Annotated in this window: 22 protein-coding genes; 6 read left to right on the top strand and 16 right to left on the bottom strand. The window is 60.9% G+C overall.

The features are described from left to right. Positions 1-6 precede the first annotated feature (6 nt). The 4 genes from FNZ07_RS05130 to FNZ07_RS05115 all read right to left on the bottom strand — a co-directional run bounded on the left by FNZ07_RS05130 (position 7) and on the right by FNZ07_RS05115 (position 4,328). Positions 7-462 (bottom strand): hypothetical protein, encoded by a 456-nt coding sequence (locus FNZ07_RS05130; RefSeq protein ID WP_091012078.1) that lies wholly within the window; start codon positions 460-462, stop codon positions 7-9. Then, entirely contained in the window at positions 455-1,885 is a 1,431-nt protein-coding gene (locus tag FNZ07_RS05125) for a phosphatase PAP2/dual specificity phosphatase family protein (RefSeq protein ID WP_091012076.1), read from the bottom strand. Before FNZ07_RS05125 ends, FNZ07_RS05130 begins: the two co-directional genes overlap by 8 nt. After that, complete coding sequence (locus tag FNZ07_RS05120) at positions 1,882-3,648, bottom strand: bifunctional alpha/beta hydrolase/class I SAM-dependent methyltransferase (protein WP_091012836.1); 1,767 nt, start codon at positions 3,646-3,648, stop codon at positions 1,882-1,884. The genes FNZ07_RS05125 and FNZ07_RS05120 overlap by 4 nt, the downstream gene beginning before the upstream one ends. 80 nt (positions 3,649-3,728) lie before the next feature. Further along, complete coding sequence (locus tag FNZ07_RS05115; protein ID WP_091012073.1) at positions 3,729-4,328, bottom strand: CDP-alcohol phosphatidyltransferase family protein; 600 nt, start codon at positions 4,326-4,328, stop codon at positions 3,729-3,731. Between the two features lie 439 nt (positions 4,329-4,767). Between FNZ07_RS05115 and FNZ07_RS05110 the strand changes: the two genes are divergently transcribed. Both FNZ07_RS05110 and FNZ07_RS05105 read left to right on the top strand, forming a co-directional pair. Continuing rightward, positions 4,768-5,388, top strand: a complete 621-nt coding sequence (locus FNZ07_RS05110; RefSeq protein WP_091012071.1) for a lysophospholipid acyltransferase family protein — start codon at positions 4,768-4,770, stop codon at positions 5,386-5,388. A gap of 41 nt (positions 5,389-5,429) precedes the next feature. Beyond that, positions 5,430-6,362, top strand: coding sequence for a phosphatidate cytidylyltransferase (locus tag FNZ07_RS05105; protein WP_091012069.1), 933 nt, complete (start codon positions 5,430-5,432; stop codon positions 6,360-6,362). Positions 6,363-6,430: 68 nt separating this feature from the next. On the opposite strand, the gene FNZ07_RS05100 is transcribed toward FNZ07_RS05105, so the two are convergent. After that, a complete protein-coding gene (locus FNZ07_RS05100; RefSeq protein ID WP_170275668.1) occupies positions 6,431-8,122 on the bottom strand; it encodes a ricin-type beta-trefoil lectin domain protein in 1,692 nt (563 codons plus the stop codon). Between the two features lie 461 nt (positions 8,123-8,583). On the opposite strand from FNZ07_RS05100, the gene FNZ07_RS05095 reads away from it, so the two are divergent. After that, entirely contained in the window at positions 8,584-9,483 is a 900-nt protein-coding gene (locus tag FNZ07_RS05095) for a MurR/RpiR family transcriptional regulator (protein ID WP_091012065.1), read from the top strand. Between the two features lie 189 nt (positions 9,484-9,672). Continuing rightward, entirely contained in the window at positions 9,673-11,181 is a 1,509-nt protein-coding gene (locus FNZ07_RS05090) for an agmatine deiminase family protein (protein ID WP_091012063.1), read from the top strand. Positions 11,182-11,189: 8 nt separating this feature from the next. Here the strand turns inward: FNZ07_RS05090 and FNZ07_RS05085 are convergent, their stop codons facing one another. From FNZ07_RS05085 to FNZ07_RS05070, 4 genes are read right to left on the bottom strand one after another with little or no spacing between them, the layout of a single operon-like run. Then, positions 11,190-12,299, bottom strand: a complete 1,110-nt coding sequence (locus tag FNZ07_RS05085) for an agmatine deiminase family protein (protein ID WP_091012060.1) — start codon at positions 12,297-12,299, stop codon at positions 11,190-11,192. 44 nt (positions 12,300-12,343) lie between these two features. Continuing rightward, a complete protein-coding gene (locus FNZ07_RS05080) occupies positions 12,344-13,459 on the bottom strand; it encodes a polyamine ABC transporter substrate-binding protein (protein WP_091012833.1) in 1,116 nt (371 codons plus the stop codon). Between the two features lie 10 nt (positions 13,460-13,469). Further along, a complete protein-coding gene (gene aguB / locus FNZ07_RS05075) occupies positions 13,470-14,384 on the bottom strand; it encodes an N-carbamoylputrescine amidase (RefSeq protein ID WP_091012057.1) in 915 nt (304 codons plus the stop codon). 32 nt (positions 14,385-14,416) lie between these two features. Next, positions 14,417-15,463, bottom strand: a complete 1,047-nt coding sequence (locus tag FNZ07_RS05070; protein ID WP_091012055.1) for an agmatine deiminase family protein — start codon at positions 15,461-15,463, stop codon at positions 14,417-14,419. A 124-nt stretch (positions 15,464-15,587) separates the two neighbouring features. Here FNZ07_RS05070 and FNZ07_RS05065 point away from each other — a divergent pair, with 124 nt between their 5' ends. After that, on the top strand, positions 15,588-16,481 hold the full coding sequence (locus FNZ07_RS05065) for a LysR family transcriptional regulator (protein WP_091012052.1): 894 nt from the start codon (positions 15,588-15,590) through the stop codon (positions 16,479-16,481). A 7-nt stretch (positions 16,482-16,488) separates the two neighbouring features. Here the strand turns inward: FNZ07_RS05065 and FNZ07_RS05060 are convergent, their stop codons facing one another. Together FNZ07_RS05060 and FNZ07_RS05055 are read right to left on the bottom strand one after the other, a co-directional pair. Then, entirely contained in the window at positions 16,489-16,866 is a 378-nt protein-coding gene (locus FNZ07_RS05060; protein WP_091012048.1) for a lysozyme inhibitor LprI family protein, read from the bottom strand. Positions 16,867-16,925: 59 nt separating this feature from the next. Then, positions 16,926-17,639: an N-acetylmuramoyl-L-alanine amidase family protein gene (locus FNZ07_RS05055; RefSeq protein ID WP_091012045.1), complete on the bottom strand. Its 714-nt coding sequence runs from the start codon at positions 17,637-17,639 to the stop codon at positions 16,926-16,928. 117 nt (positions 17,640-17,756) lie between these two features. Here FNZ07_RS05055 and FNZ07_RS05050 point away from each other — a divergent pair, with 117 nt between their 5' ends. Continuing rightward, on the top strand, positions 17,757-18,308 hold the full coding sequence (locus tag FNZ07_RS05050; RefSeq protein ID WP_091012042.1) for a periplasmic substrate-binding domain-containing protein: 552 nt from the start codon (positions 17,757-17,759) through the stop codon (positions 18,306-18,308). Here FNZ07_RS05050 and FNZ07_RS05045 read toward each other — a convergent pair. The 5 genes from FNZ07_RS05045 to FNZ07_RS05030 form a co-directional block, all read right to left on the bottom strand. Continuing rightward, positions 18,305-19,633, bottom strand: a complete 1,329-nt coding sequence (locus FNZ07_RS05045; RefSeq protein WP_091012040.1) for an ATP-binding protein — start codon at positions 19,631-19,633, stop codon at positions 18,305-18,307. The genes FNZ07_RS05050 and FNZ07_RS05045 overlap by 4 nt on opposite strands. Beyond that, the gene (locus FNZ07_RS05040) at positions 19,630-20,370 is read right to left on the bottom strand and encodes a response regulator (protein WP_091012038.1); all 741 of its coding nucleotides are present in this window, start codon (positions 20,368-20,370) and stop codon (positions 19,630-19,632) included. Before FNZ07_RS05040 ends, FNZ07_RS05045 begins: the two co-directional genes overlap by 4 nt. Before the next feature lie 7 nt (positions 20,371-20,377). After that, a complete protein-coding gene (locus FNZ07_RS34255; protein ID WP_266253833.1) occupies positions 20,378-20,500 on the bottom strand; it encodes a hypothetical protein in 123 nt (40 codons plus the stop codon). After that, on the bottom strand, positions 20,497-20,868 hold the full coding sequence (locus FNZ07_RS05035) for a GFA family protein (RefSeq protein WP_091012036.1): 372 nt from the start codon (positions 20,866-20,868) through the stop codon (positions 20,497-20,499). The genes FNZ07_RS34255 and FNZ07_RS05035 overlap by 4 nt, the downstream gene beginning before the upstream one ends. A 137-nt stretch (positions 20,869-21,005) precedes the next feature. Further along, the gene (locus FNZ07_RS05030) at positions 21,006-21,689 is read right to left on the bottom strand and encodes a DUF4410 domain-containing protein (protein WP_170275667.1); all 684 of its coding nucleotides are present in this window, start codon (positions 21,687-21,689) and stop codon (positions 21,006-21,008) included. Between the last annotated feature and the right edge of the window lie 96 nt (positions 21,690-21,785).

Raw genomic sequence — 21,785 nt, 5'->3', positions numbered from 1 at the left:
CGCCGCTCAGAGCGCGCGATACACCGCGACGGCGATCAAGACCAACGTCTGCAACGACGACAGCACGACTGTCTTGCGCAGCAACCCCGCGACACCGCGTACGCGTAGCTCGATGGAGCGGCCCGCTTTCGTCGCATCGATCCAGCCGAGTTCGAGCAACGCCTGATCGAGCGTTTGCAGTGCGCTGAACTCGGCGCGTAACTCAGCGGGTAGGTCCGCAAGCGCGGCAAAGAGACGCCGGTCGATCGCGACGCGAATCAGCAGCCAGAGCGCGCTCAAGCTAACCGCAGCGCTCACGCACGCCGCCGCCACACCAGCCCACGATCCCCACGCGAGCCCGGCCGCCAGTCCGAACGTCAGCCACGCGGCGAGCTGGGTCCATAGCGAGGCGATCAACGCGGCGTCGAGCATGCCGCGCGCCGCCGCGATCTTGAAGCGCACCGGGTCGCCCGCTTCACGCATGACGGTTCGACTCCGCTCGCGCAGCATCAGCAGTAACGATCGCGCGCTGCGCGATGTAATGCTGGATCGGTGCCACGCCTTGCGTGGACAGCACGATCTGCGGTCGCGCGGCGCGCAGCAGTGCGACCGCCTCCTGTGCATCGTCGAGCCGCAGATGGTCGGCGAGCCAGCAGCACGTGCTCAACGCACTGCGCGAATAACCGAGCGCACAGCAGACCAGCACACGGTGGCCGCTCGCACGCAGCGTATCGATGGCGGCGACGGTCTGGCGGATCTGTGCGAGCGTCGGCAGCACGAGGTCGAGCTGCGGCACGCAGACATAGGCGAGCGTCGGGCGTAGTCTGACCCAACGCGGCATTTCCGCGGCGAGATCGACGACCGCGGTGATCCCTGCATGCCGCAGCGCGTGCGAGGTCGGTATGCGACCGACGAACACGTCGTCGCGAATCAGTGTCAGCGCAGGATGGCGCCACGTCCACAGACGCGAATTGACGAACATCCCGAAGATCGTGGGCGCAAACAGCATGAGCGCAGGCCACGGCATGTTGCCGTGCCGATCCTTCTGGAATAGCGCCGGATCGGTGCGCCAGTAAACAATCGCGACACACAGCAGTGCCAGCGCAATCCAGCCGAGCAGCAGCGACCAGGCCGGCGCAACGGGAATCGTGAAGCAGGCGGCCGCAATTCCTATGGCTGCGCCCATCGCGTATCGCCAGGCGAGTCGCTGCGCCTGGCGATACGCGGCTGCATCGACGGCCGATGTGCGAACGCCAGGCATCGGAAACAGGAACAACGCAAAACAGCCGACCGCTGCTCCAGTCGGAACGTCGATCATGTGATGCTGGTACGTCGTGAACACCGACAGGCCGATCATCGCGAACCAGACATGCACGACACCGCGCCAGAAGCCGTGCAACCGGGTCGCGTAGAGCACCCACAGCACGACGAGCAGACCGATATGCAGCGATGGCGCCTGATTGAACGGTTTGTCGAAACCCGCGAGCAGTGTGAACAGCGCGCCCGAAACGCCGCTCACCGGCGGACGGTCGAAACCGAAGCGCAACGGCCACACGACGAAACACACGAAGGAAATACACTGCGTCGTCAGCAGGCGTTTGGCGTGGCCGAGCAGTTCATCGCGCTGCGTCCACAGGAAAAACGACGCTGCATACAGGAAATCGATCGACCAGTACGGCACGATCGTCCATGGCCAGAAGGGGATGTGCCGCTCCCATGCAAACGCAAACGAAGGCACATGCGCGTGTTGCCCCGCGAGCCAGTTCGAAAGCCCGTAAGTCACGAAGAACACCGCGCCCAATCCGGCAAGCAGCAACACTTTCAGCGCAAATGTCGCATTGCGCTGCGGCGTGGAAGTGGGCAATGCGTCGCCGTACACCGGCACCTGTCTGCGGATCTCGCTCATTGCGTCGCCACCCGCTGCGCGAGACTGACGGTGAAAATGCCCCAGTCGTCGATACGCTGTTCGAGCTTGCGAAAACCTGCCCGCGCAACGAGTTCGTCGAGTTCGGCCTGTGAGCGTCGCCGCATCACCCATGCAGGTTCACCGCGATGGTTCTTCAACGTACGCGCGATGAATTCAAGCTGCGGGTGCCACGGCTGACCGGTGTACACCAGATAGCCGCCCGCTGGAACCGACTGCGCGAGCCCGCCGAGCGAAGCGCCGATCGGCGCGTTGTCGCTAAAGAGTTCGTACAGGCCCGAGACGATCGCGAGCGTCGGTTGCGGTGCGAGCTTTGCTAGCGACTCTGCATCGAACGCATCGCCCTGTTCGAAACGGGCGATCGGACCGAAGCCCTTCTCGACGATCAGCGCGCGGCCGGCTTCGACGTTCGGCGCGCTGTAATCGCGCAACAGGATGTTTTCAACCGACGATCGCCCACGCGCGGCATTCGCGATCGCATCGAGCACATAGCGCCCATGGCCCGCCGCGATATCGACGATCCGCACCGGTTCGCCGGCCTGCTGCAGGCGCTGGATCGCCTCGGCGATCAGCTCCTCGATGTTCACCTTGCGTTGCCGGATGCCGCGCCAGCCAATCGCGTCGAGATAGTTACGATCGATCAGCCTGCCGATACCGAAGCGCCCTTCCGCGCGATTGCGATACACGTAGTCGAGCGCGGACCCCGAATCGAAGCCACGTTTGAAGCCAAGCGCGACACCTGCCGAAAACAGGCTCGTCACACGCAAGCCACCACGCACCATCGCCCAGTAAAGACGCATCGGCAACGATGCGGGTGGCTGCTTCAGCTTCGCAAATTCGTCGTGGAACGGCCCGCGCAAATCGGCTTCGACCAGCGAGACCGCTGCGCCCGGCGCATCGTACTCGCGCAGCACGAAGGTGCGAATCTGCGCGACGGCGGTGCCACGCTCAAGTTCGCCGAGCGTGTCGTGATGAAAATTGTCGAGCACGATCCGCTCTTTGCGCGTGGAACTGAGACGCTCGAAAAATTCGTCCTGTGGTTCGCGGCGCACGACCCAGTCGTCGCCGGAAATCAGCAACTGCGTAGGCACCTTGATCGCGGCCGCATCTGCCACCACGCGCTTCGCCGTATCGTGCAGATCGAGCAGCATGTTGACGGCGATCGGACGCGTGATGAGCGGGTCCTTGCTGTAGCTCTCGATACGTTCGGGGTCATGTGTGAGCAGCTTCGGCTTCACGTAGCTATTCACGAAGAAGAGCCCGCGTAGCCGGTACATCAACCGCAGGCCCGGTATCGCGAGCGGCACGTAGAGCTTGATGCTGAAGGCCGGCGACGCGACCACGAGGCAGCGGACGGGCGGTGCATAGTCGTGCACCCACGTCGCGGCGAGCACGGCGCCGACGCTCTGTGCGATCACCGCGATGTCTTCGACGGCAATGCCGTAGATCGTGCCGATGTGATCGACGAACGTCTGGATATCGCGCACGGACGTGGCCGCATTCGGACTGTAGCCGCGCTGGCCCGGCGAGCGGCCGTGACCGCGGGCGTCCCATGCGAAGAAGGCGTGCTCGGGCAGATCGAGTTCGTCGACGAGGTGCGCCATGCGCGCAGAATGCTCGTGCCCGCGATGAAACAGGATCACGGCGCCTCTACATCGCGCGCCGGTGGCCGGCCAGTAGCGATAGAACAGGGCCTCGCCGTCATGCGTGGCAAACGTGTGTTCTTCGGCAATACGCGCTGTCATCGGAATGTCCTGAAACATTGGAAAGGCGCGTCGTGCAGCGGCGCCCCGAACCTGGCGTCGGGTTCCCCCGTCACCGGCACCTAACGCACTTCGGCTACACCGTTGCGCACGCGCTTGATCGTCGTGATCGCAGCCAGCACGACGAGTGCCCACCAGATCCACCCCGCGACCGGTGCGAGCGGCAACCCGAGGCCGATCCACAGACCGAACGCACCAACTGCCACGGCCCGGTCGCTCTTGCCGAGCGGCCCGTCGTAGCGTCGGCTCGCCCCGGCGAGCGGCCCGACCAGCCCCGCGCATTCGACGACCGCAGCCGCGAGCGCAAACGCCCAGATCTGGGCAGGAAGGAAAACGGGAACGGCCAGAAAAGGCAGTGCGAGCGCGATGTCCGACACCACGTCGCCCAGTTCGTTGAAGTACGCGCCGAGCGCGCTTTTCTGGCCGAATTCGCGGGCCAGCATGCCGTCGATCGCGTTGAGCGCCATCCGCAAGAACAGCCACACGGGGATCAGCAGAAACCAGGCGCGATGTGCGCCCAGCCCGGCAATCAGGCCGACCAGAATCGAGCCCGCCGCCGCGAAAACCGTGACCTGATTGGCAGTCACCCCGGACTTGGCCAGCACGCGCACCAGCGGGCGCAACAGGTTCTGAAATTTCGGCTTCAGTGCGTATACGCTCATGGTCTATTTTTCGCCCGGTTTGACGCAATCGCCGCGTTATCGGCCGGTTATACGCTTTACGCGGATGGCGCGTCGGAATCGTATATAGCCGGCACGGAAACGGATTTTATCGATTATTCAAAGTGGCGTTATCGTCATTTAATCCGCGGAAAAGGTCAAGGACCGCATCGGTTAACCTTTTTTACAGCACGGGCAGTATCGGATTGTGCATCTGCGTCACAATTTATCGATCGCCGGCCGATGTATGGTGCGCGCCGAGGAAAATCGTCATAATCCGTCGAGCGAAACACGCGATCCCGACGGACGCGGTTTAACGGGTTCGCCTCGATATATTCAGGCAGCGCTTCTGGCGTCGCGATAAACGGGAATATGAAGAAAAAATGTTAACCCTCCCCGATATGAACAACGCTGCGACCGGCGGCGTCGAGAGGCGAATCCGATGAGTATCTGGCACGAATGGCAACGCGATGGCTTACTGGGAATCGTCCATCTCGTGGCGGGCGCCTATCCGGTGTGGCACAAGGGCGCTCCGAGCGCGGCGCAGCGCATCTATTTTTCGAATCACACGAGTCACGTCGACACGCTCGCCATTCTCACCGCGCTGCCGCGCGAGCTGCGCTCGCAGATCAGGCCGGTGGCCGCGCGCGACTACTGGCAGACCAGCAAGACCAAGATTCACATCGCGCGCAATCTGCTGAACGTGGTGCTGATCGATCGCAAGCACGAAAGCGACAGCGATCCGCTCGACCCGGTGCGCGAAGCGCTGCGCCTCGGCCACTCGATCATCATCTTTCCCGAAGGCACGCGCAGTGCCGAGACGCTGCCGCAAGCGTTCAAGAGCGGCCTGTACCGGCTCGCCACTGAATTCCCCGATATCGAGCTGTGCCCCGTCTACCTCGAGAACCTGCAGCGCATCATGCCGAAGGGTGCGATCTGGCCCGTGCCGCTGATCTGCAAGGTGCACTTCGGCGCGCCGCTGTCGCTCGCCGCCGATGAAGCGAAGGCAGATTTCCTGCAGCGTGCCCGCGACGCCGTCGTCGAACTCGCGCCGGCCCACTGACGGACCGGCACCCCGCTTCCCTTAAACCACCAAGACAAATCATGCGAACCGTGTTCTGGGAACTCGTAGCCGGCGTAACCGGCTTTCTGGCGATCGCGTCGGTCATCGGTGCGATCCTCGCGTGGCGCGACGGCGGCAAGAGCACGACGATCGCCAACCTGAACCAACGTATCCGCGCATGGTGGGGAATGATCGCGATCATGGCGATCGCGATTGGCCTCGGGTCGGGCGCGACCTACATCGTGTTCGCGATCGCCTCGTACCTGACGTTGCGCGAGTTCATTACGTTGACGCCGACATCGCCGAGCGATCACACCACGCTGTTTATCGCGTTCTTCATCGCGATTCCCGTGCAGTACATCCTGCTATGGGTGAACTGGTACGGGATGTTCTCGATCTTCGTGCCGGTGCATCTGTTCATCACACTCTCGCTGGTATCCGCGCTGACGCAGGACACGAAGGAGTTTTTGAACCGCAGTGCGAAGATCCACTGGGCGTTGATGGTTTGCGTCTACGGGCTTAGCTACGCACCCGCACTGCTGATTCTCGACATCGAACACTACCAGGGCGAAAACGCCCTGCTGCTGTTCTTCTTCCTGCTCGTCGTGCAGATCAGCGATGTGTTCCAGTATGTCGTCGGCAAGCTGTTCGGCAAGCGCAAGATCGCGCCGCAGTTGAGTCCGTCGAAAACGGTTGAAGGTTTTATCGGCGGTGGACTGCTTGCGACGTTATGCGGTGCGTTGCTCTATCGCGTGACGCCGTTCAGTTTTGGTGCGGCGTTTTTTATGTCACTGGCGATCGTGTTGTCGGGTTTTGTCGGCGGTCTCGTGTTGTCGGCCGTCAAGCGCTCGCTCGGTGCGAAAGATTGGGGGTCGATGATCTCGGGTCACGGTGGCGCGCTCGATCGGGTCGACTCGATCTGTTTTGCGGCGCCGGTGTTCTTTCATCTTGTGCGTTATCTGTACGTAAAGTGAGTCCGCGTGGCGTTTGCAGTCATCGGACTGGCCTGCCGAAGCAGGCCAGTCCCAGCAGGAGGCAGGTTCTATAGCTTCGAACCGTGCGGAGCCGACCAGATCTGATTAACCTGCGGCGATGCATCCGCCGCACATTGATAGATGTCGACCGGCGTTCCCGCAGTCGATACGGTGCCTTCGAAAACATCGAGACACCCCTGGCTATTCTTCAGATTGCCCGTGAGCGTGTAGGAGAAAACCTGTTTCGTGTCGCGTACGTTGCACGAATTCAGCGTGGCCCACAGCCCGGAAGCAGGGTTGATCGAACCGGGCGCCGCCGTTGCATTGGCCGAGAGACAAAGTGATGTACCAGCCAGCGCGATCGTACCGTTAGCCTCGCGCTGCCATTGTTGAGCCGCCGAGTTCGAGCAGGTATCGACGACAACGCCCGCACCGCTCTTCGCAGCTCCACCAGAAACAGACAGGCAGAGTGCAGGTGTCGCGAACCCCGGTTGAGTCGTTTGGATCTGACCGGTCGGAACGAGCTTGCCGCCGCCCTCAATCCGCAACATCAGGTTGTCGTGCGAACCGATCGTCTGGGTTACCGACGTCACCGACGATTGCGTCGTACCGTTCCACAGGTCGCGTACCGAATAGCGACCGTTTGCCGCTGGGGAAAGACCCAATGACGCAAGCTTCAGCGTGTAGGATTGCTCGCTGCCGCCCTTGTTCAGAACGAGTGCCGCCAAGCTACCATCCTTGAGCGGTTTGACGATCACATCGAACCCCGCGTTCGCAGCCGGGTTGTCGCGCATCACACGATAGCCGCCTGCGCCGAGCGGGTCCTGATCGATGGCGACCACGTTTTTGTTGCTCAGGATCTCCAGCGAATTCCGCAGATGTGTCGTCGTAGGATGGACCAGTTTGCGGACATCGGTACTGAGGATCAGCGGTGCGCCCATGATCGACCAGAGGCCAAGCTGGCTTCTTTCTTCCGCTGTCGACAGGCCGTTATCGCCAATCACGAGCTGATCGGCATCGTTCCAGCTACCCGGTGCCATGTAACGCGACAACGCAATCGTGTCGTCATAGGACTGATAAACCCCTTCTTCGTATGCATTGGCGTTGTAGAAATCCCAGGGGTCGACGAGATTCGACGGATTCGTCGTCATGATGTCCGCCGACACCCGCCACATTTGCCCAAGCTGTTTGGCCAGCGCCAAAGCCGGGTACTTCTCGGGCTGGTCAGGCGAGTATCCGGCCGGCAGCGACGGATCGAAGAGGATCGGACGTTTCTCGCTTTTCAGGGCCGCCTGCATCTGCTTGTCGAGCGTCCCTACGTCGACATTGCCTGTCGCGCCGCAGTTATCGAGCTTGAGAAAATCGACACCCCAGTACGCGTAGGAATTCGCATCGACCTGCTGATGCCCTTGCGCACCTGCTTGCGCGCCTTGACACGTCGTCGCGCCCGCCGTGTTGTACACGCCACCCAGCAGCCCGAGGTTGTGCAGCGTGCTCATGTACGAAGTCAGTTCGTAATCGAAACCGGGTTGTGAAGACCCGGCCCATTTGGGATCGCCGTGCAGGTAGCCCGCCGCATTGCGCACCATCCAGCAGTCGTCCACCACGACGGTCCGGTAACCGACGGCACTCAAACCGGAGTCATACAGCGCCTGCCCCTGGTCTTCCATAAATTGCTGGAACGAATACGTGGCCTGGTTACCACCATTGAGCGGTGCCTGCGGTGTGCATTGAAAACGGGCCCAATCGTTGAATCCCATGGGCGGTACCTGAGCGAGCGGCACAGGTTGTTGCTGGGCATGCACATCCAGACAAAACAACCGGAGCACCATCGCTAACACCAGACCGAATCTAACCAGAGCTATTCTCGACATCGCGACACCTCTGAATGGTTCAATATTTGAGAAGTCCGCTACGTCACAAACGGCGGACCGCTTTTTATGTTCGGGTTACATACCGATACGAGCAGGTGGGAGACGGAAATCAGACAGATCAGGCGTGGCTTCCGGCGGGTTCGTCGCTTGCCGGTTGCCGGTCGGTATGTGTAAATACATTACATCGTTAAATTTTGACTGTCATCCGTGCCAAGCCTTGTTGGTGGAAAATTATGCGTAAACAGCGTTAATTCCAGGGTTTGTACTGTATGACCCGCATGTGATCTTTGAGTTTAAATTGATCATTCACGTATATTATTTACATCGACAACACCGATCATTCGACCATGGCAAAACAGGAACCGGACTCCGATCTCTTTGCGCTTATCCGCGCGCGCCTTCCCGAGCTCGCCGATGCACAGCGCAGCGTTGCCCGGGTGTTTCTCGACGATCCCGAATGGGCCATGCAGGCCCACGTTTCCGATATCGCGGCGCGCGCCGGCGTAAGCGATCCGACAGTCGGACGCTTCTGCCGCGCTGTCGGATACGAGGGTTTGCGGGAGTTCAAATTGCAGGTCGCGCAGCAGATCGCGCGCGGTAGCGCCGCGCTGCATCGCACGGTGACGGCTAAAGATTCGGTAGGCAAGATCGTTTCGAAGGTGTTGCGCAGCTCGGCCGACAGTCTGCTCGATGTAGAACGGCAGTTGCCGCTTGAACGCATCGAACGTGCCATTGCCGCGCTCGTGAATACCGCGCGAGTCGACTGCTATGGTGTAGGCACCACCTCCGGCTTCATCGCGACGGATGCGCAATCGCGGCTAGTCCGTATGGGTCTGCATGCGCAGGCTTATACCGATGCCAACATGCAGCTCTTTTCGGCGGCTACGCTCGGTCCCAGCGACGTCGTCATCGCGATCTCGCACTTTGGCCGCATGCCGTTTCTTCTGGAAGCCGTCGCGGTGGCCAAAGAGCGCGGTGCGATCGTGATCGGTATCTGCGAGCCCGGCACGCCGCTCGCGGACGCGTCCGACATCGCGCTGACCTTTTCGCTGCCGCCGTCGGTGAACGTCTATGTCGGTAGCGACGCGTGTCTCGCTCATCTTGCGATCATCGACATCCTGATCGTCGGCGTGACGTTACGGCGCGGTGCGACGAGCCTCGGTCAGTTGCGTCGTTTGCAGGACATTCTGTCGCCGCATGGGCTTGAGTTCTTTCCCACAACTAAGGCAAAGAAACGGAAGAACTAGAAGCACAGGTATGAGACAACCTGGCCGGTTCCAGCAAGAAACATCAGTTTTCACCCCGTACCGTTCGACCCACAATGAGCCACCCATCGCCAAGAAGACCGATGGTTCCGCACACAGCGATGTGGTGGCCTCACTAGCGTTTCCCAGCTGTCACATCGACTCCCGCTCTGCCTGGCCGTCGGAGATACGATGAAAGATCAAAGCAAGAGAACACTGAATGCGGTGGCTTCTGGCCACGCGCAGGTGACGCGTCGCAGTTTTATCAAAGGATCGGCGACGCTGTTTGGACTGTCGCTCGTGGGTACCCTGTCTGCCTGCGGCGGAGGCGATTCCCCCGGTAATTCCGCAGTGGCTCGCGCAACCCCGCGTCCGCTTGCGAATCAATCGTCGTATCTGCTTCCGGGCGAAGATGGGCCACACGCAGCGACTTATATGGCGTTTGCCTCGGGCTCTGAAGGTATCTGGACACCCGTTACCCCACAGAGTACCGACGCCGGTATCGACCGCATCCGTGCCGATCTGATCGATGTCGCTAAAGCCATTGGCACCTATGAACCGGTCATCATGCTGGTTCTACCTGTCGATCTAAACTTTGCCCAGAGCTTGCTGAGCGCGCCAAGCGGTGCGAATCCGGATATTCATGCGGGCTACGTCGCCCGAGTTGCCGGCGTGGGCGGTGTCACGTTGACTGCTGTAGTCGACGGGTTCGACGATATCTGGACCCGCGATACGGGTTGCCTGTTCGTGAAAGACACGGCGAACGGCAATGCGCAGTGTGCCGTGAATTTCAACTTCAACGGCTGGGGTAATGCCAATACGGATGGTCTCAATCTCAACGCGGGGATGACCGTGCCGCCATCGGTGGCGGCAAGCAGCAACAAGTCGAAGGCCGGCAGATTTTTCCAGCCGTTCTCGCACGATCACACGGTAGCGGGCCGGATGGCGAATGCGAATAACGCAAACGTCGTTCAGAGCACGCTGACACTTGAGGGCGGAGCCATCGAATTCGACGGAGTGAGCACGGCCATCCTGACTGAATCGTCGGTGCTGCACGTCAACCGCAACCCGCAGCTGTTCAACATTCCTGGCGGCGTAATTGCAAATGCAACGCTGCTGCCTACCGCCAAAAGCACCGTACTCGCGGAATTGCAGCGCACGCTTGGCGTGCAAAAGATCATCTGGATTCCCGGGACCGTTATCTACCCCGCAAACAGCGGATCGGGTGGAGGCCACGGTGCTACCAGGCCAGCGGACGAAACCGACATCACGAATGGACACGTCGATTTTTACGCGAGATTCCTGGCGCCTGGCGTCGTGGCCTACGCATACGACGCATCGAATTCGACCGGTGAGCGAGCGTTGACCGAAGCGAACTGGCAGCACCTGCACAATCAAACGGATGCAACCGGAAGAACGCTGCAATTAATCGAACTAACGACACCCGAATACTACGGAACCTCCAACGGCACGACATTGAACAACAGTCAGTTAAGTAATTTTGCAGCCGGCTACGTCAACTTCTACACCTGCAACAACGCCATCATCGTGCCGAAATTCAACGACTCAGTGGCGGACGCTGCTGCAATCGCGGCGATTCAACCTTACGCCGGCTCGCGTGCGATTGTTCAGGTCGATATTCTGGGTATTGCAGCAGGCGGTGGCGGGATACATTGCGTCACCCGGGAAGTCCCCGCTTAAGCAGTGAATCAGCCGGGTTGCTGCTGGGTCGTACAGTGGATTCCTCCACCGCCGGCAGCAACACCGTCGATGTTCAACTGAATGACATCGCGCCCCGGGAACAGGTCCACGAGAACATCGCGCGTATTGCGATCCGCCTTCCTGTCGCCGAACTGCGGCGCGATGACCGCGCGGTTGCACACGTAAAAGTTGATGTACCCGGCCGCAAAGTCATCGCTCTCATACTCCTTGCGTACCGTCGACGGTCCCTCCAGCACCACGACTTTCAGCTTGCGACCTTTGGCGTCGGTGGCCTTGCGCAAGATGTCCAGATGACGTCTCGTCACCGCATAGTCATAAGACGAGGGATCCTGATCCAGCCCGGCAACGACGACACCGGGGCTCGCAAAGCGCGCATAAAAATCGGTGTGTCCGTCAGTGATGTCCTTGCCCTTGATGCCTGGCAACCAGATGATCTTTTGTACCCCGAGCAGGCGACGCAATTCAGCTTCGCACTGCGCTTTACCAACACCAGGATTGCGATTGGCGTTCAGCACACAGCTCTCGGTGATGATGGCCGTACCCTCGCCGTCTACCTCGATGCCACCGCCTTCCAGCACCAGATGCGTTTCGATAAATTGCGCACCGGCTTTACGCGCGATAAACCCTGCGACTTCCGCGTCCTGTGCGTGCTCCTGCTTGTTGCCCCAACCGTTGAAATTGAAGCCCACCGCCCCGAGCTGGCCCGACTGCCCTTTGACGAAGACAGCTCCGGTATCGCGCATCCACAGATCGTCGATCGGTTGAACCACGAGGTTGACCGACGGGCCGCACAGTCGCGCCGCAACGTCATGGTCTTCTTCGCGCACCAGCATGTTGAGCGGCTCGTGGGCCGCAATCGCCTTGGCGATGCTGGCCAGATTCTCTCTGACCACCGGCACCATGTCGTCGCCCCAGATGTCTTCGCTCACGCCGAATGCCATCCACGTCGCGGCGTGCGCGGCGCCTTCATCCGGCATATGCCACGCGCTGTTGTCCGCCAGCGCGACCTTGCTAAAGCCACTGCCCAGTGCGCCCATCATCAAGGTTCCTCCCGAGGCCGCCAGCCCTCGCTTCAGAAAATTACGTCGTGTTGTCATGCCAATACCTCATATGTCTTGACGGGCGCGTGCCCACTAACCGATCAGGGCTTGCCTACCTTGAAGCTTAGCCACGTCCTGCCTTCCAGACGACTGGTCGCCGGCGATTCGACTACCGGGGTAAACAACGTCTGCCTCTTCTGCTCCCCGGGATAGATGCCCGGATTGTTCACCAGCATCGGGTCCATCAACTTCAATGCCGCCTGATTCGCATTCGCGTAGCGCGTTGCATTGGAGATCTTCGCGATCACGTCCGGCCTGAGGATGTAGTTGATAAACGCGTGAGCATTGTCCGGATGCTTCGCTGTCTTGGGAATGACCATCCCGTCGAACCACATTAGCGTGCCTACACTAGGTATGTCATAGGCGATGTCGCGTTTCTTGTCCAATTCTCTGGCTTTCTGCGACGCCAGATTGATCGCTCCCGAGTACCCGACCATCACGCATAACTCACCGTCCATCAATTCGTTCGCGTTGGACGAATTGACGAATACGCTGATATACGGCCTGATCTTCATCAACATGACTTGAGTGGCGGCGTAGTCGTCGGCAGTGGGATGCACCGGGTCGCGACCGATATAGCGCAGTGCTAGCGGCAACACCGTACTCGCGGAATCCTGCAATCCCAGCCCGCAGTGCGCCGCCGCGAGGCGCGAAGCAATCGCCGGGTTGAACAGCAGTTCCATGCTGTTCGCGGGCATATCCTTGCCGAGGATCGCGCCGACCTTCGTTCGATCGTAGCCGACGCCCACGGTGCCCCACATATACGGCACACCATACTCGTTACCCGGATCGGACTTCGCAACCAGCTTCAGCAACGCGGGATCGAGATTCCTGAGGTTGGGTAGCCGACTCTTGTCGAGCTTGCGAAATGCGCCGGCCTGGATCTGTTTTGCCATGAAGTCGTTGGTAGGCCAGACCAGGTCGTAGCCGCTGTCTCCCGTCATCAGCTTCGACTGCAGCGTCTCGTCGCTGTCGTAGGAATCGTAGCGAACCTTGATGCCGGTTTCCTTTTGAAACTCCGATAACGTGTCGGGCGCGAAGTATTCGCTCCAGTTGTATAGATTGAGCACCTTCTCTTCGTCCGCCCATATGCGGCCTGCACACAGACACAAGCTGAGTCCCAATGCGGCGGCAATCGCGAGCCCATGTTTTTTCATCGTGGTCACCCTAGCGATAGCACGACGAAACACCGTCGCTCGTCAGCAAGCTGCGATACATCTCCGGCCGACGATCGCGGAAGAAACCCCACGACTGCCGGTCCGCCTGGATCGCATTCAGATCGAACGTATGCAGCAGGATGGTTTCGTCGGTGCGATTGGCTTCCGCCAGTTTCGCGCCGGTGTGATCGGCGATGAAACTCGATCCGTAGAACACACCGGTTAGCGCGGTCTGTTGCGGATTGCCGTTGCCGAATCCCACTTCACGACCGATACGATTCGCCGCAACGACCGGCACCATGTTGGCCGCGGCATGGCCCTGCATCGTGCGTTGCCAGTGTCCCGCGGAATCGAAGTCGGGGCTGAACGGCTCGGACCCGATGATGGTCGGAAAGCAAAGAATCTCGGCGCCCATCAATGCAAGGCTGCGTGCAGTCTCCGGATACCACTGGTCCCAGCAGATGCCGATACCGATCTTGCCGAAGCGCGTGTCCCATACCTTGAAGCCGGTATCCCCGGGCGTGAAATAGAACTTCTCCGTATAACCCGGGCCATCTGGAATGTGAGTCTTGCGATAGATGCCAAGCACCTTGCCGTCGGCATCGGCGACAGCAACCGAGTTGTACGCGGCGTTGCCCGCGCGTTCGAAAAAACCTATTGGCAGCACGATGCCGAGTTCGCCAGCCAGCCTGGCAAAATGCGCTATGCGCGGATTGCCTTCGAACGGCTCGGCCAGCTCCAGGTGACGCACGTTCTGGTCCAGACAGAAGTACGGCATCATGAAAAGCTCTGGGCACAGCACGAGATTTGCTCCTTGCGCCGCAGCGTCGCGGATCAACCGCTCGGCAGTCGCCATGTTCTCTTCGAAAGACCAACTGCCCGATGCCATCTGCACGGATGCGACGGTGATGTTTCGCGGCGACATATGAAGTTTCCTTTGACCCGGTTCAAACCGGCTTAAACAGAAGGAGCGGTAACGGCAGGCTGCTGCTGCGTCGAGCAATGGATACTGCCGCCACCGATCGACAGCGTCGGTATCGGCAGCAATTCGACACGACGCCCCGGAAAAGCCTGGGCGAATACGTCCGATGCGGCTCGATCCTGTTCAACGCCAAACGCAGTCGAAATCACCGCGCCGTTGACCAGGATGTAGTTCGCGTAGCAATCGCAGTAGCGCTCGGAGCCATAGCGTTCGGTCACGATTGGAGACGGTAGATCCAGCAGATCGAAGCGACGGCCCGTGACATCGGTGGCCAGTTCCAGCGCGCGGCGGTTCTCGCGCATCACATGGAAGTACTCGCCCTGGTCCGGGCTAGCCGTCTGACACAGCATCTTGCCTGGCGCGATGAACGAGGCAATACCGTCGACGTGTCCGTTGGTTTCCACTTCGTCCGGATTGCCCGGTAGCCAGATGATCTTCTCCACCCCCAGCATGCGCCTGAGTTCAGCTTCGATTTCCGCCCGGTTCATATGCGGATTGCGGTTTGGATGCAGCAGGCAACTCTCGGTCGTGACGAGCGTGCCCTGTCCGTCGACATAGAAGGCGCCGCCTTCCAGCACCATGTGCGAATTGAAGATCTGCGCGCCTGCCGCGCGAGCGATGTCCTGCCCGAGTTGCTGGCAGCCGTCGTAGGGCTGGTACTTCTCGCCCCAGCTGTTAAAGCGGAATACCGCCGCACCGAGCTGACCTTGATCGCCCTGCAGGAAGATCGGCCCGCAATCGCGCACCCAGTTGTCTTCCGCCGCGACGGCGAGGACTTCGACCGTATCCCCGACGAGCGCACGCGCCGTATCCGCCTGGCTGTGGTGAGCCGTCACGATGCAACGCTGGTAGCGGGCAATCGTCCGGGCAACCAGAGCGAATTCCTCGCAAACCCGTTGATAGTGATCGCCCCACAGCATCTCGCGGTCCTTCAGGACCGGCCAGCCGAGCCACGTGGTCGCCATGGTTTCCCATTCCGCGGGCATGCGATAGCGCTGGTTACGGGCGTCAAAACGGCTCATCTCTCGATCTCCTCGTGGATAGGGTTGCCGCAGCAAGCACAACACGTGGAGCATTCTGACGCGGGTTATACTTGATGAAAAATGATGTTTATTGGTCTAATTAATCAATTTTTATCATATCTTCATGCCGCGCATCCCTTCCTTGAAGCTGTTGATGGGTTTTGAAGCCGCCGCCCGGTTGGGCAATTTTTCGCGGGCAGCCAGCGAGCTGAACCTCTCGCAGTCGGCAATCAGTCATCAGATCCAGCAACTGGAAGAGCAACTCGGGCAACCGCTGTTCCGCAGAATCGGGCGCGGTGTCGAGCTGACCGTGGCAGGCAAGGTTCTGCAGCGCAGCGTGCTGCGTTCAATGGAAACGTTGCGCAGCGGGCTCGGGCGCATCGCGACTTATCTGGACCCTGGGCTCGTGGTACTGGTCTGCCCGGCGTCGTTGCTGCACGGCTGGTTGCAACCGCGTCTCGAGCAGCTGCAACAGGCGCTTCCCGATCTTTGTCCGTTGTTGTCCACCGACGAAAGCGCGCGCTATGTGGATGAGATCGACGTCGACATGACCATCGGCGCGCGACCGCTGCAACAGCCTGGGTTATTCGAAGTGCCGTTCCTGCAGGATGAGTGGGTAACTGTCTGCAGCCCGGCGCTGGCTGCGCAACTGGACGGTGTGCCGCAGGCGAAGCGGCATCTGCACACCGGCGTGATCTACCTCGAAGAGAATCTGACCAGCGAGAGCAACGCACCGATATTCCGCGAGCAACTGTCGTCGTATCGCACGAACGCGATTTACGACGATCAACGGTTGGTGCTCGATGCGGCGTTACGCGGGCGCGGCATTGCCTGTCTCTCCAGTCTGGTCGCGCAAGGCAGCATCGATCAAGGGGAACTGGTCACGTTAGCGGACTATCCTCGCTTGCCAGGCACGACATGGTGGTTGTCACGGGTTGCGGGCCCGTCGCGTTCGCCGATCGTGACGCAGATGTTCGAGTGGCTGCTTTCGCAGGGGAATCATTCCGCGGCGGGGTGAAGGCGGGTCATTCGCCGAAGTTCGCGTTCGCGCATCCCGTACTCGTACATTCGCGCTCGCGTTGCCGCAAGTACGTGAGCCGCTGCTGCGTCATGTCGGCCGCACACTGCAAGTTCACGAAGTAGCCGCTCTGCTTTTCATCGCTGCAGGTCGTATCGCGCTGCCTGATCCACGCAAGCTGCCCGTGCCGGAGCGCATCCTGCTGGGCAGGCGGCAGCGCGTTTCTGAGCCGCGTGTATTCGGCGTTCAGGTCGCGATCCGTTTGCACGAACTGGGTGCTCATGCAGTAAACCTGATCGAACGCGTTACGCGGCTTCGCACAGCCGGCCGCATGCGCACCGAACGGCAACGACACGGCGACGAGCGCCAAAGCGAGTTGCTTCATGACAAGGTCTCCCTGGTGATAAGGCTCTGCGCACCGCTACCCGCACGGTGTCCGTGCATTCAATGCGCCTGGCACGCATCGACACCGTCGGCAATCGCGTGCGCGAGGTGCGCAATGGTATCGGGTTGCGCAAGACGCGCTTCTTCATCGGGATTGACGATCACACCTGCTTCGACCAACACGGCCGGCATCGGCGCGGTCTTCAGCACGACGAGATCGTCGAAGCGATGAATACCGAGCCGCTCGTCGATCAACGGCCGGTTCTCGCCATGAATCGGCGTCGCGTGATACAGCGACGGTTTTTCGCCGGCGGCCAGCATCCGCTCGCCGATCGCTTTTGCGCAACGCAAGCTCTGCTCGTAGTGCGGATTGCGTTGCGAAACGAAAATCGAATAACCGCGGAATTCGCGCTGACGTCCCGCGTCGATCCACGCCTGCTGGATCGAGTCGTGATGAATCGAGATGAAGAAGTTCGCATCGGGCGCGGCCGTTGAGCGGTCCTGCAGCGCGATCTCCCTGCCGTCCGCGGATGTGCGCAGCACGCGGTCGCCGTGATCTTGCAGATCCTTCGTTACCGCGGCGCTCAGATCGAGGTTGTAGCGATACTCGACGCGGCCGCTCGCACCGGTTGCGCCCGGATGCTGCGGCGTGTGACCGGTGTCGACGATGATGTAGGCGGCGCTGCACGGCAATGCGATGCACAGCGCGAGCGCTGCACACAGGCGGTGGGGAAAACGTACAAACGACAGCCCATGTTGAATCGATCTTTTCATCTGGCTTTCCTGAAGGTTCTCTCGAACAGGTCTGCTCGAACAACCGTTTGCGTTTCTCATCGATCGCAAGATAATCGTTGTGCGCGGATACCGCAATTCCCTCCCGGGCCTGATTTCATGATTCCGTTCGTGTTTCCTTCCTGTCGGTTAATCGGTTTGGGGTCGTTCCTGACGCTCATGAGCGCTCTGCTGTGTCCGCCCGCGATCGCTGCCGGCGCGGTATCTGTCGAGCCAACCGTGAGTGGGATTCAATCATCCATTCAGGCCCGCGGTGCAAAAGCAACCGTTGCCGTGCTGATGCGCAATGACCGCTGGTGGGGAATTGTCACTCGCATCCGTGACGGGGAGACTGCCTGGATCGAACTGGCGCCGGCGCTCTCCGCAGGAGAAGGAGCTGCCTACGATCTCGCTAACGCCCTGTCTTACGCGCTGTTGAGAAATGCACCGGCGGTATTGGCCGCCCTCAACGCCGATCACGGAGCGGCACTCGATCTTGCACGCGTTTGCAACAGCCGGTATCCGTACCCGATCAAGGCATTTCCGCGCGAGGCCGAAGGGTATGGAGAAAAAAGAAGCGCAGCAGTGGCCGCCGTCGACGACCCTGCACTGAGTCAGGTGAAATCCGCATGTTTGACGGCGCTGGCACGCGGACCATCGCGCGGCTACTAGCGTGCGCGCTTCATCGTCAGCCGTGCTTCGAGCCCGCCTTCGGGACGGTTCTGCAACGTGAGCGTCGCATCCAGCGCAAGAGCAAGCTGCCGGGCGATCGCAAGCCCAAGTCCGGTCCCACCGGTGTGACGGTTGCGCGACGTCTCGACGCGATAGAACGGCTCGAACACCGATTCGAGCGATTCGGGCGGAATACCCGGGCCGTTATCGAGTACCGCGATCGTCACCGCCCCTTCCTGCTGCGCCGTCACGCGAAGCGCGGCTGACCCGCCGAACTTCAGCGCGTTGTCGACGAGGTTGCCGACTATCCGTCGCAACGCCTGGGGCCGCGTAACCAGCGCCGCGTCGATGCGCCCTTCCAGCGACACATCCTTGCCGGCGTCGACGTAGTCGAACACCATGCTGTCGAGCAGCGCGTCGAGATCGGTGCGGCACGGTACTTCGGCCGAACCGTGCAGCGTGCGCGCATACGTGACCCCCTCCTTCACGAGGTTTTCCATTTCCTGCAGGTCCTGCCGCAGTTTTGCGTGCTGCTCGCGATCGTCCATCACGTCGATGCGCAAACGCATGCGTGTAATCGGGGTCTGCAGATCGTGCGAGATCGACGCGAGAATCTGGATGCGCTCGGTCATATAAGTTGCAATACGGTCCTGCATGGCGTTGAACGCCCGCGCGGCGCGCGCCACTTCGGATGGTCCGTTCTCCGCTAGTCGTGCTGCTTTCAGGTCGGGGCCGAGCGCGTCGGCGGCTTCCGCCAGATCGTGCAGCGGTCGCGTCGCGAGCCGCACGGCCAGCCAGCAGCAGGCCGCCAGCACGATCAGTTCAAGGATCAGCACGAGCGGCAGCCAGCGCGACAGCGGGACCCCGGACATCGGATGCATGTCGATGGTAAGCGGCGTGCCGTCGCTCAAGCGCAGATGCACCTGCAAATGCTCACTGTCGCCAGGCACGGCGTTAGCACTCACCGCATAGTGCTTGCCGATGCCGTCCTCAATCGACGCCGCCACGCGGGCCGACAGACGTGCGTCCGGCGGTGCTCCGGTGGCACCGGGTTCAAGCATGAACTGGTAGCTGCGTCGCGCGAGACGCGGCAGCCATGCAGCGCGTTCGGACGGCGGCAGATGATCGAGCAGCGCCACCGAGCTCGTCACCTCGCGCTCGATGTATCCCATCATCATGTTGGTGGTCGCCTGATCGCGCTCGGTCATCGTGAGCCAGAACGACAAGGTCTGCGCCAGTGCGAGTCCGACGCAGAGAATCAACGCCAGCCTTGCAAACAACGTACGCGGTCCACGCCAGACCGCCCGCAGCGACTGCCAGTTCATTGCGGACCTTCAGTCGTCGTCACCGCTGCGCAGAAGACGTAGCCTTCGCTGCGCAGCGTCTTGATGTAACGCGGCTCGCGCGCAACATCGCGCAGGCGCTGACGCAACCGGCTCACCATTAGATCGATCGAACGGTCGAACGGATCGGACTGGCGGCCCTGGGTCAGATTGAGCAACTGGTCGCGCGTCAACACGCGCTGCGCATTGTCGAGAAACACGCGCAGCAGGCGGTATTCCGCACCGCTCAGTGCAACCATCGTGTCTTCTGCATCGAGCAGATGGCGGGCCGTCGTATCGAGCCGCCACTCGCCGAAGCTCAGCATCTGTACGGTCTCACTGACCTCCATGCCGGGCGGCAGCATGCGCGCGCGGCGCAGCACCGAGCGAATCCGCGCGAACAGCTCACGCACCGCGAACGGCTTGGCCAGGTAGTCGTCGGCGCCCATCTCGAGGCCGACGATACGATCGGTTTCTTCGCCGCGAGCCGTCAGCATCAGCACGGGCACCGAGCGAAACTTGCCCGCGCGCAGTTCCCTGCACAGCACCAGGCCGTCGTCGCCCGGCAGCATCAGGTCGAGCACGATCAGGTCGGGGGCGCCGTACTCGAGCGCGGCGCGCATTTCGCGGCCGTTCGCGGCCAGCGACACGCGCATGCCGTTTTTCTCGAGGTAGCCGGCGAGCAGTTCGCGGATACCGCGATCGTCATCGACGATCAGGACGTGGTCGGTCTTTTCCATCGGTCAATCATACCCTTCGCCGTTTGACCTGCACCCGCGCAGCGTCGATCAGCGTGCAGTTGAGCGGGTACACCGCCTCGGTCGCTAAACCGCCCGCGATCAGGGCCAGCATGGCAAGCAGGCGCTTCATGCGTCCTCCACGACGGACAGGCTCGCGCCGTCGGCGACAGTCGCTTCGAGCGCATAGGGATCGACGCCTTCAAGACAACCGAGGTTGATCCGCCACTGATGTGGCGACTTGCGGGTCTGGTGGAACGGATAGATGCCGCAGTGGCGGCAGAAGTAGTGTCTCGCTACGTGTGTATTGAACTGATAGAGCGTGAGTGCTTCGCTGCCGCTCAGTACGCTCAGGTGATCCGCGTCGACGAGCGGTGACATCATGGCGCCCTTGCGGCGACACAGGCTGCAATTGCAGCGCGTCGCTGGCGTAACGGCCGTGCGCACCTCGAATTTGACCGCGCCGCAGTGGCACGATCCCAGCAGCAATCCAGCACTCATTTCATTCTCCGCATCGAGCAATGGCTGCTTTATAGCGCAAGCCGCGCGGGGTTTTGTGTCGTAATGTATCCGGTCGTACGGGGGATACAAAACATTGCACCAGGTGCTGTTTATATCCGGTGGGCCGCCGGTTGTGGCTAGCGTTGTTCGTTCGACAGATGCCCGTTATTTGCTTCAGCGGACGGCCAGTTCTGTGACTTGAAGTACTTGCCCAGCTCGTTGCCGATGTGCTCGATGCTATCGTTCGCTTCCGCGGCGAGGCCTTGTCGCAGGCCTCCAGGAATACTTAGCGCAGCGCCGCCGGCGGCCACGGCGTTACTCGACGCGAGGCCAAAACCCGCGCCTGGGAGCTTGCCTGTGGTGCTCTCCGTTTCGAAGATGACCAGGGGTTGCGCGGTGACAGCCGAACCGAACAGCGTGACGCGCGTTCGCAGGGCCGCACGACCCGCGCCATAGCCGATCAGGATGCGCAGCCACTCTGTACCGCCTCGAACCTCGAGTACGTTGCAGTGAAGCGTGAGATCGGGATGTGCGGCAGGCGAGACAATCGTCAGGTTTCGCGACTTGAGGAACGCTATCAAGCCCTCGTTCAGGCGGTTGATTACCTGGTTGGCGTCATTGAGCTGCTGCTTTTGAGCGGAAGCGTCCTGCAGCGGCGGCGCGACGTTTTCCACGATCACGGCAACGGTTCGCGGCGCGGGGATTTGCGTGGCTAGAGGCGCGGTCTGCACACTTTTTACGTGTGTACCGGCGCAACCGGCAAGGACAAAGAGCGCTGCAAGGACGAGCAGTCGCGCGGCGTGCGATTCGATCCGGTTCATGGTGACGTGATGCGGTAATGCGAGATGTCTGGCGTTGTTCAGCGCCCGATTATGCAGAACCAACATTGTCGGAACATTGCCGCCAGCAGAAAAACG

Origin of the sequence: Paraburkholderia megapolitana, from assembly GCF_007556815.1 — a bacterium.
Classification (GTDB): Bacteria; Pseudomonadota; Gammaproteobacteria; order Burkholderiales; family Burkholderiaceae; genus Paraburkholderia; species Paraburkholderia megapolitana.
The sequence above is the reverse complement of the archived record's forward strand: the minus strand, read 5'-3'. Positions and strand labels throughout refer to the sequence as shown.

What these genes read in the sequence shown, in the direction of transcription:
- FNZ07_RS05055 (WP_091012045.1), bottom strand. Translation starts at nt 17,639, where the DNA reads ATGAAAAGATCGATTCAACATGGGCTGTCGTTTGTACGTTTTCCCCAC.
- FNZ07_RS05050 (WP_091012042.1), top strand. Translation starts at nt 17,757, where the DNA reads ATGATTCCGTTCGTGTTTCCTTCCTGTCGGTTAATCGGTTTGGGGTCG.
- FNZ07_RS05130 (WP_091012078.1), bottom strand. Translation starts at nt 462, where the DNA reads ATGCGTGAAGCGGGCGACCCGGTGCGCTTCAAGATCGCGGCGGCGCGC.
- FNZ07_RS05105 (WP_091012069.1), top strand. Translation starts at nt 5,430, where the DNA reads ATGCGAACCGTGTTCTGGGAACTCGTAGCCGGCGTAACCGGCTTTCTG.
- FNZ07_RS05030 (WP_170275667.1), bottom strand. Translation starts at nt 21,689, where the DNA reads ATGAACCGGATCGAATCGCACGCCGCGCGACTGCTCGTCCTTGCAGCG.
- FNZ07_RS05035 (WP_091012036.1), bottom strand. Translation starts at nt 20,868, where the DNA reads ATGAGTGCTGGATTGCTGCTGGGATCGTGCCACTGCGGCGCGGTCAAA.
- FNZ07_RS05110 (WP_091012071.1), top strand. Translation starts at nt 4,768, where the DNA reads ATGAGTATCTGGCACGAATGGCAACGCGATGGCTTACTGGGAATCGTC.
- FNZ07_RS05080 (WP_091012833.1), bottom strand. Translation starts at nt 13,459, where the DNA reads ATGAAAAAACATGGGCTCGCGATTGCCGCCGCATTGGGACTCAGCTTG.
- FNZ07_RS05100 (WP_170275668.1), bottom strand. Translation starts at nt 8,122, where the DNA reads ATGGGATTCAACGATTGGGCCCGTTTTCAATGCACACCGCAGGCACCG.
- FNZ07_RS05085 (WP_091012060.1), bottom strand. Translation starts at nt 12,299, where the DNA reads ATGACAACACGACGTAATTTTCTGAAGCGAGGGCTGGCGGCCTCGGGA.
- FNZ07_RS05125 (WP_091012076.1), bottom strand. Translation starts at nt 1,885, where the DNA reads ATGAGCGAGATCCGCAGACAGGTGCCGGTGTACGGCGACGCATTGCCC.
- FNZ07_RS05060 (WP_091012048.1), bottom strand. Translation starts at nt 16,866, where the DNA reads ATGAAGCAACTCGCTTTGGCGCTCGTCGCCGTGTCGTTGCCGTTCGGT.
- FNZ07_RS05090 (WP_091012063.1), top strand. Translation starts at nt 9,673, where the DNA reads ATGAAAGATCAAAGCAAGAGAACACTGAATGCGGTGGCTTCTGGCCAC.
- FNZ07_RS05045 (WP_091012040.1), bottom strand. Translation starts at nt 19,633, where the DNA reads ATGAACTGGCAGTCGCTGCGGGCGGTCTGGCGTGGACCGCGTACGTTG.
- FNZ07_RS05115 (WP_091012073.1), bottom strand. Translation starts at nt 4,328, where the DNA reads ATGAGCGTATACGCACTGAAGCCGAAATTTCAGAACCTGTTGCGCCCG.
- aguB (WP_091012057.1), bottom strand. Translation starts at nt 14,384, where the DNA reads ATGTCGCCGCGAAACATCACCGTCGCATCCGTGCAGATGGCATCGGGC.
- FNZ07_RS05095 (WP_091012065.1), top strand. Translation starts at nt 8,584, where the DNA reads ATGGCAAAACAGGAACCGGACTCCGATCTCTTTGCGCTTATCCGCGCG.
- FNZ07_RS05120 (WP_091012836.1), bottom strand. Translation starts at nt 3,648, where the DNA reads ATGACAGCGCGTATTGCCGAAGAACACACGTTTGCCACGCATGACGGC.
- FNZ07_RS34255 (WP_266253833.1), bottom strand. Translation starts at nt 20,500, where the DNA reads ATGAAGCGCCTGCTTGCCATGCTGGCCCTGATCGCGGGCGGTTTAGCG.
- FNZ07_RS05040 (WP_091012038.1), bottom strand. Translation starts at nt 20,370, where the DNA reads ATGGAAAAGACCGACCACGTCCTGATCGTCGATGACGATCGCGGTATC.
- FNZ07_RS05065 (WP_091012052.1), top strand. Translation starts at nt 15,588, where the DNA reads ATGCCGCGCATCCCTTCCTTGAAGCTGTTGATGGGTTTTGAAGCCGCC.
- FNZ07_RS05070 (WP_091012055.1), bottom strand. Translation starts at nt 15,463, where the DNA reads ATGAGCCGTTTTGACGCCCGTAACCAGCGCTATCGCATGCCCGCGGAA.